12 protein-coding genes and 2 tRNA genes are annotated in these 16,072 nt (G+C 69.7%); 12 read left to right on the top strand and 2 right to left on the bottom strand.

Annotated features, from left to right (window positions below):
• The first annotated feature begins 26 nt into the window (after window positions 1-26).
• The 8 genes from gnd to DV20_RS33010 all read left to right on the top strand — a co-directional run bounded on the left by gnd (window position 27) and on the right by DV20_RS33010 (window position 9,287).
• Window positions 27-917 (top strand): phosphogluconate dehydrogenase (NAD(+)-dependent, decarboxylating), encoded by an 891-nt coding sequence (gene gnd, locus DV20_RS33045; protein WP_043787043.1) that lies wholly within the window; start codon window positions 27-29, stop codon window positions 915-917.
• A 10-nt stretch (window positions 918-927) separates the two neighbouring features.
• A complete protein-coding gene (recF, locus tag DV20_RS33040; RefSeq protein WP_043787042.1) occupies window positions 928-2,082 on the top strand; it encodes a DNA replication/repair protein RecF in 1,155 nt (384 codons plus the stop codon).
• A gap of 106 nt (window positions 2,083-2,188) precedes the next feature.
• Window positions 2,189-2,794, top strand: coding sequence for a DciA family protein (locus tag DV20_RS33035; protein ID WP_043787041.1), 606 nt, complete (start codon window positions 2,189-2,191; stop codon window positions 2,792-2,794).
• Between the two features lie 196 nt (window positions 2,795-2,990).
• Window positions 2,991-4,958: a DNA topoisomerase (ATP-hydrolyzing) subunit B gene (gene gyrB / locus DV20_RS33030; protein ID WP_043787040.1), complete on the top strand. Its 1,968-nt coding sequence runs from the start codon at window positions 2,991-2,993 to the stop codon at window positions 4,956-4,958.
• 50 nt (window positions 4,959-5,008) lie between these two features.
• Entirely contained in the window at window positions 5,009-7,555 is a 2,547-nt protein-coding gene (gyrA, locus tag DV20_RS33025; protein WP_043787039.1) for a DNA gyrase subunit A, read from the top strand.
• 50 nt (window positions 7,556-7,605) lie between these two features.
• On the top strand, window positions 7,606-8,250 hold the full coding sequence (locus DV20_RS33020; protein WP_043787038.1) for a DUF3566 domain-containing protein: 645 nt from the start codon (window positions 7,606-7,608) through the stop codon (window positions 8,248-8,250).
• 49 nt (window positions 8,251-8,299) lie between these two features.
• Window positions 8,300-8,373 (top strand) — tRNA-Ile (locus DV20_RS33015).
• 335 nt (window positions 8,374-8,708) lie between these two features.
• Window positions 8,709-9,287: a VOC family protein gene (locus tag DV20_RS33010; protein WP_043787037.1), complete on the top strand. Its 579-nt coding sequence runs from the start codon at window positions 8,709-8,711 to the stop codon at window positions 9,285-9,287.
• A 5-nt stretch (window positions 9,288-9,292) separates the two neighbouring features.
• On the opposite strand, the gene DV20_RS33005 is transcribed toward DV20_RS33010, so the two are convergent.
• Window positions 9,293-10,450: an oxygenase MpaB family protein gene (locus DV20_RS33005; RefSeq protein WP_043787036.1), complete on the bottom strand. Its 1,158-nt coding sequence runs from the start codon at window positions 10,448-10,450 to the stop codon at window positions 9,293-9,295.
• A gap of 425 nt (window positions 10,451-10,875) precedes the next feature.
• Here DV20_RS33005 and DV20_RS33000 point away from each other — a divergent pair, with 425 nt between their 5' ends.
• The 4 genes from DV20_RS33000 (at window position 10,876) to DV20_RS32985 (ending at window position 12,894) form a co-directional block, all read left to right on the top strand.
• Window positions 10,876-11,043, top strand: a complete 168-nt coding sequence (locus DV20_RS33000; RefSeq protein WP_003100602.1) for a DLW-39 family protein — start codon at window positions 10,876-10,878, stop codon at window positions 11,041-11,043.
• A gap of 31 nt (window positions 11,044-11,074) precedes the next feature.
• Window positions 11,075-11,147, top strand: a tRNA-Ala gene (locus tag DV20_RS32995).
• A 71-nt stretch (window positions 11,148-11,218) separates the two neighbouring features.
• Window positions 11,219-12,154, top strand: a complete 936-nt coding sequence (locus DV20_RS32990; protein WP_043787035.1) for a daunorubicin resistance protein DrrA family ABC transporter ATP-binding protein — start codon at window positions 11,219-11,221, stop codon at window positions 12,152-12,154.
• Window positions 12,151-12,894: an ABC transporter permease gene (locus tag DV20_RS32985; RefSeq protein ID WP_043787034.1), complete on the top strand. Its 744-nt coding sequence runs from the start codon at window positions 12,151-12,153 to the stop codon at window positions 12,892-12,894. The genes DV20_RS32990 and DV20_RS32985 overlap by 4 nt, the downstream gene beginning before the upstream one ends.
• Here the strand turns inward: DV20_RS32985 and DV20_RS32980 are convergent.
• Window positions 12,878-15,991 carry a BTAD domain-containing putative transcriptional regulator gene (locus tag DV20_RS32980; RefSeq protein ID WP_043787033.1) on the bottom strand — a complete coding sequence of 1,038 codons (3,114 nt, stop codon included), beginning with the start codon at window positions 15,989-15,991 and terminating at the stop codon, window positions 12,878-12,880. The two genes, DV20_RS32985 and DV20_RS32980, sit on opposite strands and share 17 nt — an antisense overlap.
• Window positions 15,992-16,072: the final 81 nt, after the last annotated feature.

Raw genomic sequence — 16,072 nt, 5'->3', positions numbered from 1 at the left:
TCTCTTCAGCACGTAAGGGGATCTCGATGGTTCAGCTCGGTCTGATCGGCCTGGGCAAGATGGGCTTCAACATGCGTGAGCGGCTGCGCGCGGCCGGTCACGAAGTGGTCGGCTACGACCGCAACCCGGACGTCAGCGACACGACCTCGCTCGAGGACCTGGTGTCCAAACTGGACGCCCCGCGGATCGTCTGGATCATGGTGCCCGCCGGCGAGCCGACCCGGGCGACCGTCACCGAGCTGGGCAACCTGCTCGCCGCGGGCGACATGGTGATCGACGGCGGCAACTCCAAGTACACCGACGACAAGCTGAACGCCGATCTGCTCGCGGCGAAGAACATCGGCTACCTGGACTGCGGTGTGTCCGGTGGGGTGTGGGGCAAGGACAACGGCTACGGCCTGATGGTCGGCGGCGCGGCCGCGGACGTCGAGCGCGCGATGCCGATCTTCGACGCGCTCCGCCCGGAGGGCCCGCGCGAAGAGGGCTTCTCGCACGCGGGCGACGTCGGCGCCGGGCACTACGCGAAGATGATCCACAACGGCATCGAGTACGGCATGATGCAGGCCTTCGCCGAGGGCTTCGAGCTGCTTGAAGCCGCGAAGGTCGTCAAGGACGTCCCCGCTGTGATCAAGGGCTGGCAGCGCGGCACGGTCGTCCGGTCCTGGCTGCTCGACCTGCTCGTGCGCGCGCTCGACGAGGACCCGGAGCTCGACGACCTCGAGGGCTACGTCGAGGACTCGGGCGAAGGGCGCTGGACGCTGGAAGAGGCGATCAACAACGCGGTGCCGGCGCCGGTCATCTCGGCGGCGCTGTTCGCGCGGTTCGCTTCGCGGCAGGAGCACTCGGCCGCGATGCGCGCGGTCGCCGCGCTGCGCAACCAGTTCGGCGGGCACGCCGTGAAGAAGGTCGGCGGATAGGGAGCCCCTGGTGTATCTGCGCCACCTGCAGGTCACCGACTTCCGCTCCTGGCCGCAGGCCGATCTCGCGCTGGAACCGGGACCGACCGTGCTGGTCGGCCAGAACGGCCGCGGCAAGACCAACTTGCTGGAGGCGATCGGGTACGTCGCGACGCTGGGCTCGCACCGCGTCGCGACGGACGCGCCGCTGATCCGGCACGGCTGCGAGCGCGCGCTGGTGCGGGTCGCGGTGGTCAACGAAGACCGCGAGCTGACCGTCGAGCTCGAGATCACGGCCGGCCGGGCCAACCGCGCCCGGGTCAACCGCGGGGCGGTCGGCCGTCCGCGTGACGTGCTCGGGATCCTGCGCACGGTGTTGTTCTCCCCGGAGGACCTCGCGCTCGTGCGGGGCGACCCGGGTGAGCGGCGCCGGTTCCTCGACGAGCTGCTGGTGCTGCGCGCGCCGCGGTACGCCGGGGTCCGGGCGGACTACGAGAAGGTGCTGAAGCAGCGGAACGCCCTGCTCAAGACGGCTGGCAAACGACGTACGGGCCGTGAAGACCCGTACGCGCTGTCGACGCTCGAGGTCTGGGACGACCACCTGGCGGTGGCGGGCGCGGAGCTGCTGGCCGCGCGCCTGAACCTCGTCGCCGACCTCGCGCCGTACGCGGCTTCGGCGTACATGGGGGTCGCGCCCGACTCGCGTCCGGCGAAGATCGCCTACCGGTCGTCGCTGGGGGCCGCCCTGCCGGAAAAGTACGGCGTACCGGACGGCGAACGGGCGCAACCCGAGGTGCTGAAGGACGTCTTACTCACAGCGCTGGGCGAGGCCCGCAAGGCGGAGCTCGAGCGCGGCATCAGCCTGGTCGGCCCACACCGGGACGAACTGGAGCTGATCCTGGGCCAGGCACCGGCCAAGGGCTACGCGAGTCACGGCGAGTCGTGGTCGTTCGCGCTGGCGCTGCGGCTCGGCAGCTACGAGCTGCTGCGCGCGGAGGCCGGCGAGCCGGTGCTGCTGCTCGACGACGTGTTCGCCGAGCTGGACCGCAAGCGCCGGGCCCGGCTGGCCGAGGTGGCCGCGAGCGCCGAACAGGTGCTGGTGACCGCCGCGGTCGACGAAGACGTGCCCGGAGAGCTGGCCGGTCAGCGGTTCACGGTGGCGGATGGTGAGATCACGCGTGGCTGAGCAGAGCGATCGAACACGCCGGGTGACGGGCCGCGCAAACAGCACCCGATCTGGGGACAACCCTGTGGACAGTGTGGATAACACGGTGAATGAGTTATCGCTGCCCGTGACCGTACCACCAAATGGGTGGCGTAAAACGCCTAAAAACGACACCAAGGTTCCTTCTGGTACCGAGCGTGATGGCGACGTTCCGCCGAATGAGACGCCGCCGACCGGGCGCGACCTCGCCCACGCCGCGCTCGAGGCCGCGAAGGCCAAGGCGAAGGAGCGGGGCGTTCCGCCCGGCCGCCGTCGTCCCGCGGTCGGCGGCGGGCAGAACCCCCGGCGTCGCCGCTGGTCGGGACCGGGTGCCGACGCGCGCGACCCGCAGCCACTCGGTCAGCTCGTTTCCCGGCTGATGCGGGACCGCGGCTGGAACGAGAACGTCACGAGCGCCCGCGTCTTCGCCCAGTGGTCGCGGCTGGTCGGCGAAGACGTCGCCGAGCACGCGCAGCCGGTCGCGCTCAAGGACGGCGAGCTCACCGTCCGCGCCAGCTCGACGGCGTGGGCGACCCAGCTCCGGTTGCTGCAGGGAAAGCTGCTGGCCAAGATCGCGGCGGGGGTCGGCAACGGCGTCGTCAAGCGGATGCGGATCCAGGGGCCCACCGCCCCGAGCTGGCGGAAAGGGCCTCGCCACGTGCCCGGCCGCGGCCCCCGTGACACGTACGGCTGACCCGGGTTGCGCGATGCTCGGTGAAAGCCCCGAGAACGCATCCAGGCCTCCCGAGATACGTCAAGACTCGGCTCGAACCGATTTCGTCCGTCTGTGACGCGTTCAGGGGTGTCCTTGCCGCATGTCAGCGGACGCGGCCAAGTACACTGGAGGAGAGCGAGCGTCCGCTCGGGCGAGACGAGGAGAAACAACGCCGGTGACCGAGAACAAGCACGAGTACAACGCGTCGTCGATCACGGTGCTCGAAGGCCTCGAAGCGGTCCGCAAGCGCCCCGGCATGTACATCGGTTCCACCGGTGAACGCGGCCTGCACCACCTCGTCCAGGAGGTCGTCGACAACTCCGTCGACGAAGCGATGGCCGGGTACGCCACCAAGGTCGAGGTTACCCTCCTCGCCGACGGCGGGGTGCGCGTCGTCGACGACGGCCGCGGCATCCCGGTCGACATGCACCCCAAGGAGCAGAAGCCGACCCTCGAGGTCGTGCTCACCGTGCTCCACGCGGGCGGCAAGTTCGACAGCGACTCCTACGCGGTGTCCGGCGGCCTGCACGGCGTTGGCGTCTCCGTGGTGAACGCGCTGTCGACGAAGCTGCTCGCCGAGGTCAAGTACGGCGGCCGCAGCTGGCGCCAGGAGTACACCGACCAGGTCCCCGGCCCGCTCGAGGACCTCGGCCCGGCGGACGAGACCGGCACCACGATCACGTTCTGGGCCGACGGCAACATCTTCGAGACCACGACGTACAACTTCGAGACCATCTCGCGCCGGCTCCAGGAGATGGCGTTCCTCAACAAGGGGCTGACGCTGTCCCTGCGCGACGAGCGCGTCGCCGACGAGGAGACCGAGGCGGACGCCGAGGGCAAGGTCGCGCGGGTCAAGGAGAAGACCTACTGCTACCCGGGCGGGCTCGAAGACTTCGTCAAGCACATCAACGGCAGCAAGGACCCGATCCACTCCAGCGTGATCTCCTTCGAGGCCAAGGGCACCGGCCTCGAGGTCGAGGTCGCCATGCAGTGGAACAACGGCTTCACGCCGTCGGTGTACACGTTCGCCAACACGATCAACACCCACGAAGGCGGCACCCACGAAGAGGGCTTCCGCGCCGCGCTGACCCGCGTCGTCAACGCGTACGCGCGCGACAAGAAGCTGCTCAAGGAGAAGGACGCGAACCTGACCGGTGACGACGTGCGCGAGGGTCTCGCCGCGATCGTCTCGATCAAGCTGTCCGAGCCGCAGTTCGAGGGCCAGACCAAGACCAAGCTGGGCAACAGCGAGGCGAAGACGTTCGTGCAGCAGACGTCGAACGAGTGGCTGGCGGACTGGTTCGAGCGCAACCCCACCGAGGCGAAGACGATCATCAACAAGTCGATCTCCTCGGCCCAGGCCCGGATGGCCGCGCGCAAGGCGCGTGACCTGGTCCGCCGCAAGGGCGCGCTCGACATCGGCGGCCTGCCCGGCAAGCTCAAGGACTGCCGCTCCACCAAGCCGGAGGAGTGCGAGCTCTACATCGTCGAGGGTGACTCGGCCGGCGGCTCCGCCAAGGAGGGCCGCGACTCGATGTACCAGGCGATCCTGCCGATCCGCGGCAAGATCATCAACGTCGAGAAGGCCCGCATCGACCGCGTCCTCAAGAACACCGAGGTCCAGTCGCTGATCACCGCGCTCGGCACCGGCATCCACGACGAGTTCGACCTCCAGAAGCTGCGCTACCACAAGATCGTGCTGATGGCCGACGCCGACGTCGACGGCCAGCACATCACCACGCTGCTGCTCACCCTGCTGTTCCGGTTCATGACGCCGCTGATCGAGCACGGCCACGTCTTCCTGTCGCGGCCGCCGCTGTACAAGATCAAGTGGCCGCGGGCCGAGCCGGAGTACGCCTACTCCGACCGCGAGCGCGACGCCGTCATCCAGGCGGGCGTCGAGGCCGGCAAGCGGCTCCCGAAGGACGACGCGATCCAGCGCTACAAGGGTCTCGGCGAGATGAACGCCGAAGAGCTGTGGGAGACCACGATGGACCCGGCCAACCGGCTGCTGGGCCAGGTCACCCTCGACGACGCCGCCCAGGCCGACGAGCTGTTCTCGGTCCTGATGGGCGAGGACGTCGAGGCCCGCCGCTCGTTCATCACGCGCAACGCCAAGGACGTGCGCTTCCTGGACGTGTAGGCGTCCCTCGTTCTTCGTCCCGCCAGGCCCACGCACCCGAGAAGGACCTCATGACGGAAACTCTGCCGCCGGCTCCGGACCACGACCGGATCGAACCGGTCGACATCCAGCAGGAGATGCAGCGCTCCTACATCGACTACGCGATGAGCGTGATCGTGTCGCGCGCGCTGCCGGACGTCCGGGACGGCCTCAAGCCGGTGCACCGGCGGGTCCTGTACTCGATGTTCGACTCCGGCTTCCGGCCGGACCGCGGGTACAACAAGTGCTCGCGCGTCGTCGGCGACGTCATGGGCAACTACCACCCGCACGGTGACTCGGCGATCTACGACGCGCTGGTGCGGCTCGCCCAGCCGTGGTCGATGCGGTACCCGCTGATCGACGGCCAGGGCAACTTCGGCTCGCCGGGCAACGACCCCGCGGCGGCCATGCGGTACACCGAGTCCCGGCTCGCGCCGCTGGCCATGCAGATGCTGGCCGACATCGAAGAAGACACCGTCGACTTCTCCGACAACTACGACGGCCGCACGCAGGAGCCCGACGTCCTGCCGTCGCGGTTCCCGAACCTGCTGGTCAACGGCGGTTCCGGGATCGCGGTCGGGATGGCGACGAACATCCCGCCGCACAACCTGCGCGAGGTCTCCGACGGCGTCGTCTGGGCGCTGGAGAACCCCGAGGCGACCGACGACGAGCTGCTGGCCGCGCTGCTGGTGCGGATCAAGGGCCCGGACTTCCCGACCAAGGCGATGATCCTCGGCACGTCCGGCATCGAGGACGCCTACCGCACCGGCCGCGGCTCGGTCCGGATGCGCGCGGTCGTCGAGGTCGAGGAAGACGCGAAGGGCCGCACGATCCTGGTCGTGTCCGAGCTGCCGTACCAGGTCAACCCGGACAACCTGGTCGAGAACATCGCGAACCTGGTCCGCGACGGCAAGCTCACCGGCATCTCCGACATCGCCGACGAGTCCAACAGCCGCTCCGGCATGCGGATCGTCATCACGATCAAGCGGGACGCGGTCGCGAAGGTCGTGCTGAACAACCTGTTCAAGCACACCCAGCTGCAGCAGAACTTCGGCGTCAACATGCTGGCGCTGGTCGACGGCGTGCCGCGCACGCTGCGGCTCGACCAGATCATCCGCCACTACGTGAAGCACCAGATGGACGTCATCGTCCGGCGGACCCGCTACCGGCTGCGGAAGAAGGAAGAGCGCGCCCACATCCTGCGTGGCCTGGTCAAGGCCCTCGACGCGCTGGACGAGGTCATCGCGCTGATCCGGCGGTCGCCGTCCGCCGACGAGGCCCGGCCGGCCCTGATGACGCTGCTCGACATCGACGAGATCCAGGCCGTCGCGATCCTCGACATGCAGCTGCGGCGCCTCGCGGCGTTGGAGCGCCAGCGGATCATCGACGAACTGGCCGAGATCGAGCTGGAGATCGCCGACCTCAAGGACATCCTCGAGAAGCCCGAGCGGCAGCGCGCGATCATCCGCGACGAGCTGATGGCGATCGTCGACAAGTACGGCGACGACCGGCGAACACAGATCGTCGGCTTCGGCGGCGACGTCACCGACGAAGAGCTCATCGCGGTCGAGGACGTCGTCGTCACCATCACCCGCACGGGGTACGCCAAGCGGACGAAAACAGACCTGTACCGCTCGCAGAAGCGCGGCGGCAAGGGCGTGCAGGGCGCGACGCTGAAGCAGGACGACATCGTCCAGCACTTCTTCGTCTGCTCGACGCACGACTGGATCCTGTTCTTCACGAACAAGGGCCGGGTGTACCGCACCAAGGCGTACGAGCTGCCCGAGGCCAACCGCAACGCGCGCGGCCAGCACGTGGCGAACCTGATGGCGTTCCAGCCGGACGAGCAGATCGCCCAGGTCATCGAGATCAAGAACTACGAGGTGGCGCCGTACCTGGTGCTCGCCACCAAGCGCGGCCTGGTCAAGAAGACCAAGCTCACCGATTTCGACTCCAACCGCTCCGGCGGCCTCATCGCCATCAACCTCCGCGAAGGCGACGAGCTGGTCGGCGCGGTGCTGGCGGCGGCCGAGGACGACCTGCTCCTGGTGTCGGCCGAGGGCCAGTCCATCCGCTTCCACGCGACCGACGAAGCACTCCGGCCGATGGGCCGCCCGACGTCCGGCGTGATGGGCATGCGCTTCAACGACGGCGACGAGCTGCTCGGCATCAGCGTGGTCAAGGAGGGCAAGTTCCTGCTGGTCGCGACCGACGGCGGCTACGCCAAGCGCACGGCGATCGAGGACTACCCGGTCCAGGGCCGCGGCGGCAAGGGTGTGCTCACCATTCAGCACGACCGCAAACGTGGCAGGCTGGTGGGTGCGCTCATCGTCGACGCCGAGGACGAGCTGTACGCGATCACCTCGAGCGGCGGCGTGATCCGCACGCCGGCGGGCGACGTCCGCAAGGCAGGACGGCAGACGAAGGGGGTCCGGCTGATGAATCTCGGCGAAGGCACCACTCTTCTCGCGGTCGCACGCAACGCGGACGAGCCCTCGGACGTCGCCAATGGTGACGCTCCCGAAGCGCCGGAAACACCGGAAGTGGCTGACGAGACGACGGCGCCGTCGGAGCAGTAAGTTCACAACTACGGACAGCGCCCCACGGCACGGGTAAGGACTGACTCTTCGTGACACCGACCGACAATCCCGAGGCAGCGGGTTCGAACGGAACGCCGGCGAGCCCGCCCTGGCAGCGGGTCGACAAGGAAGGCGACGCCGAAGCGACGGTCAAGCTGGCCACGGAGGAGGTGCAGCCCGCAGCAGCCGCCGAACGCCCGGTGGTGACGGGCAGCGCGGCCCCCCGCCTGTTCGGCGGAGCCACCGGCGACACCCCCCCGAGCGGCGAGGTCCCCCCGGCATCGGCGCAGCGAGCTCGCCCGAGCGCGCTGCGCCGCCCAGGCCGCGGCCCCCGCCGCGCCTCCCTCCAGGTGAAGCGGTTCGACCCGTGGTCGGTCCTCAAGTTGTCCCTGGTCCTGGGCGTCGCGATGTTCTTCGTCTGGCTGGTGGCGGTCGGAGTCCTGTACACGGTCCTGGACGGAATGGGCGTCTGGGACAAGCTGAACGGAACGTATTCCTCCCTGGTAGGCGGCGAGGGAGCCAACGCCTCGGCAGAACCCCTGATCAGCGCGGGCCGCGTGTTCGGCATCGCGGCCATCCTGGGCGCGATCAACATCGTCCTGGTCTCGGCACTGGCCACGGTGAGCGCGTTCATCTACAACGTCTCGGCGGACCTGGCGGGAGGCCTGGAGGTCACTCTCTCCGAACGAGAGTGACCCGGTTGCAGGGCCCCTTCGGGGGTCCTGTAAAGTTCTCCTCGTTCGAGGGCCTATAGCTCAGGCGGTTAGAGCGCTTCGCTGATAACGAAGAGGTCCCAGGTTCAAGTCCTGGTAGGCCCACGCACGTCAAGCCCGGTTCGCGTATCGCGAGCCGGGCTTTCCGTGACCTGGGTGACTAACTCGGTGACTGCCGCTCCAAGTCGACGGCGGCTGCCTGCACGTCCACGACGATGCCCACGACATTCGCGCGGTCCGGCGAGTGGCTGGTGAGGATGACGCCGGCGGAAACAGCTTTCTCAGCGAGTCGCCGATCGATTGTCGGGAGTGCGCCGGCGAAGCGGCCCGTTCGTGGTCGACGGCCGTCCAAGGTGAAGTTGAACTGTCACACCGGCCAGGTGTTCGCACCAGCAAATAGCTCCGTGTCGTTTCGGCGGATCCGGCCTTAGCTTCAGGCAATGGCGAACGAACTGACCATTCCGCTCCTGCCCTGTCCGTCCATCGACGAGATCGCGTCGTTCTACGAGATGCTCGGCTTCGAGATCACCTATCGGCAAACGCGGCCGAACCCGCACGTCGCGGTGCGGCGGGAAGACATCAACCTGCACTTCTTCGGGATGGACGGCTACGACCCGGCGCAGTCGTACAGCACGTGCCTGGTCATCGTGGACGACACCAGCGAACTGTTCGAGGCCTTTGCCGCAGGGATGCGGGCCGTGCACGGGAAACTGCTTGCCTCCGGCATTCCGCGCATGACCCGGCCGCGGCTGCGCAACGATCGGTACACCGGGTTCACCGTCGTCGATCCGGGTGGCAACTGGATCCGGATCCACAAGGCCGCCGAGGAAGCCGAGGCGCGGACCAAGCTCGCCAAAGCCATGGCGAACGCCGCGAGGCAGGCGGATGCGCGCGGTGATGAACGCCAAGGCCTGAAGATCCTGGAAGGCGCGTTGAAGCGGGCGACCGGCGATGAACCGGAATTTCGGGCGGCGCAGGAGTACCGCGACGAGCTCATCGAACGGGTCAACGGGTTGTGAGCCTCTCAACGGCCGCGGTTCGGTGGGGCCACCGGGCAGACGCCGGCGGCGAGCCATTTCTCCCGCAGGTCCGAGGGGATGGTCAGCGCCGTCGGCTGGCCGTTCGTCAGGGTTCGGACGCTTCCGCTCAGCAGGAGGCTGCCCGCCTTGTCGAGGACCGCCGTGGCCAGGCGGCTTCGGTCCTCCGATCGCTCCAGCAGCCGCATCGCGCGGGCGCCGGCGTCCACCGCGCGGCTCCAGCCCCGGGAACGGGGCACCTCCAGCCAGTCGGCGACCTGGGGGGTCACCACCTGGCGGACCATCGCGGCGACCACGCCGTCGAACGCCTTGCCCGGCACCAGGTTCTCGTACAGGCGCAGCAGATTGCGGGTCAGTTCGATCCCCTCCGCCGACGGGCCGTAACTCGCCTCGACGAGACGTGCGTTCAGCGCTTGGGCCTCGTCGAGAGTCTCCGGCATGGCGTCGGCGGGGATGCCGAGCAGGGCACCCGTCACTCGCCACACGTAGTAGTAATCCTCGGCTTCGCGGTCGGTCACCGCGACGCCGATGCGGCGCATCCCGTCGATCACCTGGACGGAGAAGATGAGCAACGCGCCCAGCATGTCCTGCTGGCACAGCGGCACGCCGTCCGCCGCCACATCCCATTCGCCCGAGTGGGTGATGAAGTAGCGCACGGCCGCGTGGATCAGCCGGGTCTTCTGGATCGTGGGCACGAAACTGCCGCCGGAGCCGAACGGGTTGCTGCCCATGAGGTGCAGCACGAACTGCGCGGTTTCCGACAGACGGCGATGGGGCTGGTTCAGCCGGTGGGTGAGCGAAAGCACGCGAGAGGGACGTGGCTGGGCGTAGCAGTTGACCATCGCGCCGAACGACAGCACCGAAGCGACGTGCACGCCGTCGTCCACGAAGAACTCGTACGCGGCGGCGACGCGGTTCAGGTCCGTCCACGCCGGTGGGGCGTCCGTGGCCACGAGGTAGCGGCGTACCGGCTCGGGCAGGTCTTCGGGAATGGGCTGGTCGTTGTCCCGGAACCGGGCCAGCACCTCGTTCACCGCCCGGGTCGTTCCGCTGGACACGAGGTCGGCGATCACGGCGTCGGCGAGCGGGTCACCCTGGTACTTCAGCGCTTCGAGCGCGGACTGGGTCTTCTGCGTTTCTGGCACGCGCTCAGCCTCAGCCGGATCGCGAACCCGCGATAGCGCTGTTCGAGTCCGGTCGCGACTCCACCGGATGATCTTTCGGTCGCACTACGTGATAGCCGGGGCCGTAACCAGGTCAGCCCTGCCGGGAAGAGAAGTCCGGCAGGGCTGAGCGGGTACGGTCGGCGCGCCGCACGGTCGCCTCTCGGCGAGTGGCGCATCGCGGCTCCAGCCTGACGGAACTCCGCGAAGGCGATGAGGTGAGGCCCGGGGGACACGGTGGGCACACCGACCACTGGTTACAACAGGACGGCTCAGGCCGGTATTTCCCCGGGCGTGTGACGTGCGTTACCAGTGGTTCCACGTGGAACCACGAGTGCCCGACACCTGCCCGGCGCCGGTGCAGTAACATCACGGGGTAAGGGAAGCAAGCTGAGAAGGGGGCTTCGGTGAAGAAGCTGCTGGCACTCGCCGTCATCGCGGGCGGCGTCCTGTTCGTCGTCAAGCGCAACAAGGCGGCCAAGGCCGAAGCCGACCTCTGGCGTGAGGCGACCGCGCCGGTGCCCTCCACCAACGGCACCACTCCGGCCAAGCCGGCCGGCGCTTCCCACAACTGATCTCCGCGCGGGCGGTGCGCCGCCCGCGTCCGGGGCTGTAGCTCAATTGGTAGAGCACCGCCTTTGCAAGGCGGGGGTCAGGGGTTCGATTCCCCTCAGCTCCACAATCACCTGATCCACGCCGGGTCAGGGGCGTGTCAGGTCGGTGTCAGGCCGGACCTCGACAGTCGTTCCCATGACCGACCTGGCGATCACGGCCTCCGGACTGCGGAAGGCCTACCAAGACAAAACCGTCCTCGACGGCGTGGACCTCGAAGTCCCCGCCGGAACGATCTTCTCGCTGCTCGGCCCGAACGGTGCCGGCAAGACCACCGCCGTCAACGTGCTCACCACGCTGACCAAGGCCGACGCCGGCACGATCCGCGTCGCCGGGCACGACGTCGTCGGCGAAGCCAAGGCTGTGCGGGCCGCGATCGGGGTCACCGGGCAGTTCGCCGCCGTCGACGAACTGCTCACCGGGCAGGAAAACCTGCAGCTGATGGTCGATCTGACCCGCGGTGGCGCCAGCAAGAAGACCGTGGCCGAGCTGCTGGAGCGCTTCGAGCTCACCGAGGCGGCGCGGAAACCCGCGTCGACCTACTCCGGGGGCATGCGGCGGAAACTCGACCTCGCCATGACGCTCGTCGGGCGGCCGCGGATCATCTTCCTCGACGAACCGACGACCGGCCTCGATCCGCGGAGCCGGCGGACCATGTGGTCGATCATCCGGGACCTCGTCGCCGATGGCGTCACCATCTTCCTCACCACCCAGTACCTCGAGGAAGCCGATCAGCTCGCCGACCGCATCGCCGTGCTCGACCAGGGCCGGCTGGTCGCCCAGGGCACCTCCGACGAACTGAAGCGCCGGATTCCCGGCACCCACGTCCGGCTGCGGTTCACCACCGCGGCGGAACTCGACGCCGCCGCGCGCGTTCTCGGCGACGGCACCCGGGACGACGACGCCCTGGCCCTGCGCGTGCCCAGTGACGGTGGCACGAAATCGCTGCGGTCCCTTTTGGACAGACTCGACGAATACGCGCTCAGCGCCGAAGAACTGTCCGTCCACACCCCCGATCTCGACGACGTCTTCCTCGCCCTGACGGGCCGCGCCACGGAGGTTCCCGCCCGATGAACTCGCACTCGATCGTCATGCTGCGCCGCAACTTCAAGCACATCGCCCGGAACCCGATGTCGGTGTTCAACGCGATCCTGATGCCGGTCGTCATCATGCTGATGTTCGTCTACATGTTCGGCGACGCGTTCAACGTCGGCGTGGACTACGTCGACTACGCCACGCCCGGGCTGATGCTGCTGGCCGTCTGCTACGGGCTCGGAGGCGTCGCGATCGCCGTGAACTCCGACATGACGAAGGGCATCATCAACCGCTTCAAGGTCATGGACGTCTCGCGCGGCGCGGTGCTGACCGGGCACGTCGTCGCCAGCGTGCTGACCAACCTGGTCGCCATCGCGGCTCTCCTCGGCGTGGCCTTCCTGCTCGGCTTCCGCCCGGCCGCGGGCTTCCTCGACTGGCTCGGCGCGCTCGGGGTCGTCGTGCTGCTCGGGTTCGCCACCGGCTGGCTCACGATCGCGCTGGGCCTGGCGGCGAAATCGCCGGAAACGGCGGGGCTCGCTTCGGTGCCGCTGGTCATGCTCCCGTTCTTCAGCAGCGCGATCGTGCCCGCCGACAAGATGGGCCCCGGCCTCAAGCAGTTCGCCGAGTACCAGCCGTTCACGCCGATCATCGAGACGCTGCGCGGGCTGCTCAACGGGATGCCGGCCACCGGCACCCTGCTCGCCGCGCTCGGCTGGTGCGCCGGGATCGCCGTCGTCGGCTACCTGTGGGCGTCGTCCACCTTCAAGAAGCGAGCGTGACCGCGGCCAGCTCCGGCCAGCTCGCCTCCGCGCCCTGCCGCGTCGCCTCGGTGAACCCCTCGTCACCGAGGCGACGTCGTGCGGTCTCCTCGATCCGGGCCACGTCCGGGTGCGACCGGTCCGCCAGGCCCCGGGCCGCCGCGCTCGCCGCGAGCAACCGCGCGGCCTGCTCGTCCTGCCCGGCGCGCAGCGCCAGGTCGGCCAGACCGATGAGGACCTGCGCGATCGTCAGCGGGTGACCCGACTCGGTCGCCGCTTCGAACGCCGCCGCGCGGTGCTCCCGCGCTTCGCCGAGGTCCTCGGCGAGGTAGCCGAGCAGGTCACGGGCCACGGCCCGGACGTTCGCGTGCCGGGCGTCGTCGCCCATCGTCTTCATCGCGATGTCGAGCTGGCGGCGCGCCTCGGCGCCGTCGCCGCTCCAGCGCGCGAGTTCCGCCTTGGCCAGCGCCAGCTCGGCCAGTGCGTTCGGCCAGGCCACGCGCTCCGCGGCCCGCTGCGCCCCGGCCAGCGCGGCCGCGCTCGCCTTCTCGTCGCCCAGCAGCCAGTACAGCTGGGCTTGCCGCGACCGCATCCGCGCGACGTCCTCGATGGCGCCGACCTCGGTCACCACCTCGACGGCCTGCTCGTAGTACTCGCACGCTTCGGCGAACTCGCCGCGCACGGCGATGCGGTCGGCCAGCTCGGTCAGGGCGAACGACGTCCCCCACCGCTCGCCGAGCGCGCGGAACTCGGCGACCGCCGTCTCGATCAGGACGTCTGCGGCCTGGTCGCCGTGGCCGAACTGGATGCGCATCTTGCCCAGCTGCAACCGGGCCACCGCGCGCACCCACGGGTCTTCGTCGGCGAGCAGCGGTTCGAACGCCGACAGCGCCGCCTCCGGTCCGTGCAACAGGCGTTCCAGCGGACCGGCGAACCGCAACGCCAGCCGCGGGGCTTCGACCCGCAGGCTGATCTCGTACGCCCGGCGGATCCACTCCTCCGCCCGGTATTCGTCGCTCTGCTGGCCGGACGCCACGAACTGGACGACGAAGGTGCAGACCACGCCGCGGATTTCGTCCGGCACCTCGCCGGGCAGCGCGGTGGCCGCCATGATCAGCTCGTTGCCCTCGGCCCGGTGGCCGGCGAGCCACCAGTACCAGCCGGCGGTCGCCGCGAGCCGCATCGCCTCGGCCGCTTCGCCCGCCGCGAGGGCGCCGCGCATCGCCGCGGTGAGGTTGTCGTGCTCCGCTTCCAGCTTGGCGAGCCACTCCAGCTGCTCGGCGCGGCGCAGGTGCGGCTCCGCGGTCTCGGCGAGTTCGGTGAAGTACGCGAGGTGCGCGCGCCGGGTGACGTCCGTCTCGCCCGCCTCCGCGAGGCGTTGCCCGGCGTACTCCTTGATCGTGCCGAGCATGCGGTAGCGCGGTGCCTCGTCGCCGACGATGACCACCAGGGATTTCTCGGTCAACGAGGTCAGCAGGTCGAGCACCTCGGCCGAGTCGTCGCCGCAGACCCGCTCGGCCGCTTCCAGACTCGCCCCACCGGCGAACACCGAAAGCCGGCGCAGCACGACGCGCTCGGCGTCGGAGAGCAGCTCCCAGCTCCAGTCGATGACCGCGCGCAGCGTCCGGTGCCGCGGGAGCGCGGTCCGGCTGCCGCCGGTCAGCAGGCGGAACCGGTCGTCGAGCCGGTGCGCGAGCTGGTCGAGCGACATCGTGCGCAGGCGCGCCGCGGCGAGCTCGATGGCCAGCGGCATCCCGTCCAGCGCGCGGCAGACGCGGGCCAGGGTGCGGGCGTCCGCCGGGAGGTCCTTGCGCACCGCGCCGGCCCGGTCCCGCAGCAGCCGGACGGCCGGCGCCGCCTCGATTTCCGCGGGGTCGGCGTCCTCCGCGGGCAGGACCAGGGGCGCGACCTGCCACAGCGCCTCGCCGGTGATGCCGAGCGGTTCCCGGCTCGTCGCGAGGATCCGCAGCCGGCGGCACTCCCCGAGCACCCGGTGCGCGAAGGCCGCGGCGGACTCGATGACGTGCTCGCAGTTGTCCAGCACCAGCAGCATCGACCGCTCGCGGAGAGCGGCGATGACCCGCTCGGTCGGCTCGGCGTCCGGTGCCTCGCCGACGAGGGAATCCCGCAGCTTGAGCGCTCCGAGCGTCGCCTGGGCGACGTCGTCGCCCGCGCCGATGCCCGCCAGCTCGACCAGCCACGCGCCGTCCGGCAGGTCGCCGAGCAGCGTGCGCGCGGTTTCCGTGGCCTGCCTGGTCTTCCCCGAGCCGCCCGGCCCGATCAGGGTGGTCAGCCGGTGTCCGGCGATGAGCTCGCGGACCGCGGCCACGTCGGTGTCCTTGCCGACGAAGCTGGTCAGCTCGGCCCGCAGGTTGGTCTTCGGGCTCTCCTCCCGCCGCCCGAGTTCGCCGCGCAGCAGCGCGACGTGCACTTCGGACAGCTCCGGTGACGGGTCGACGCCGAGGGAGTCGGCCAGGGTTTCCCGCGTGCGCTCGTACACGAGCAGCGCTTCGGTGTCGCGGCCGGTCGCGACGAGCGCGCGCATCAACGCGGCGACGAGCCGCTCCCGCATCGGGTGCGCGGCGACCAGGTCGGTCAGCTCGGTGACCACCTCGGCGCCGTGGCCGAGCCGGACCTCCGCGTCGAACCGGTCCTCCAGGGCGGCCAGGCGCAGGCCTTCGAGCCGGGTGACCGCGGCTTCGAACGCCGCGCTTTCCGGCAGCTCGACGTCCTGCATGGCCGAACCTCGCCAGAGCGCGAGGGCCTCGCGCAGCCGCCGCGGGTCGTCTTCCTTGCGGGCCTGGCCGACAAGACGCTCGAACCGCACGGCGTCGACGTCGTCGGGCGCCACGACCAGCCGGTAGCCGGTCGGCCGTCCGTCGACCGACCCCTCGGGCAGCGCCTTCCGCAGCCGGGAAACGAGGCGTTGCAGGGCGTTCGGCGCCTCGGCGGGCGGGTTCTCGCCCCAGATCCAGTCGACGAGCGTCCCCTTCGGGACCACCTGTCCCGGCTCGAGCGCGAGGGCGACCAGCAGCCCGCGCAGACGGGCGCCCGGCACATCGGCGAGCGCGCCGTCGTCCGCGCGCACTTCGAAGGGCCCCAGGATCCCGATCTGCACCCGGCCGATCTTGCCACGGGCGGTGGTGTCCGAGGCGTGTCAGGCCCGTGTCAGCCCGCTCGGCGATCGTCGTCGGCACAC

The sequence above is a fragment of the Amycolatopsis rifamycinica genome, from assembly GCF_000695625.1.
Classification (GTDB): Bacteria; Actinomycetota; Actinomycetes; order Mycobacteriales; family Pseudonocardiaceae; genus Amycolatopsis; species Amycolatopsis rifamycinica.
This window is presented reverse-complemented; position numbering and strand designations above follow the sequence as displayed.

Excerpts from the sequence above, each read along its gene's own strand:
- gnd (WP_043787043.1), top strand. The coding sequence starts at position 27 with ATGGTTCAGCTCGGTCTGATCGGCCTGGGCAAGATGGGCTTCAACATG.
- DV20_RS32990 (WP_043787035.1), top strand. The coding sequence starts at position 11,219 with ATGACCGACCTGGCGATCACGGCCTCCGGACTGCGGAAGGCCTACCAA.
- gyrA (WP_043787039.1), top strand. The coding sequence starts at position 5,009 with ATGACGGAAACTCTGCCGCCGGCTCCGGACCACGACCGGATCGAACCG.
- DV20_RS33010 (WP_043787037.1), top strand. The coding sequence starts at position 8,709 with ATGGCGAACGAACTGACCATTCCGCTCCTGCCCTGTCCGTCCATCGAC.
- DV20_RS32985 (WP_043787034.1), top strand. The coding sequence starts at position 12,151 with ATGAACTCGCACTCGATCGTCATGCTGCGCCGCAACTTCAAGCACATC.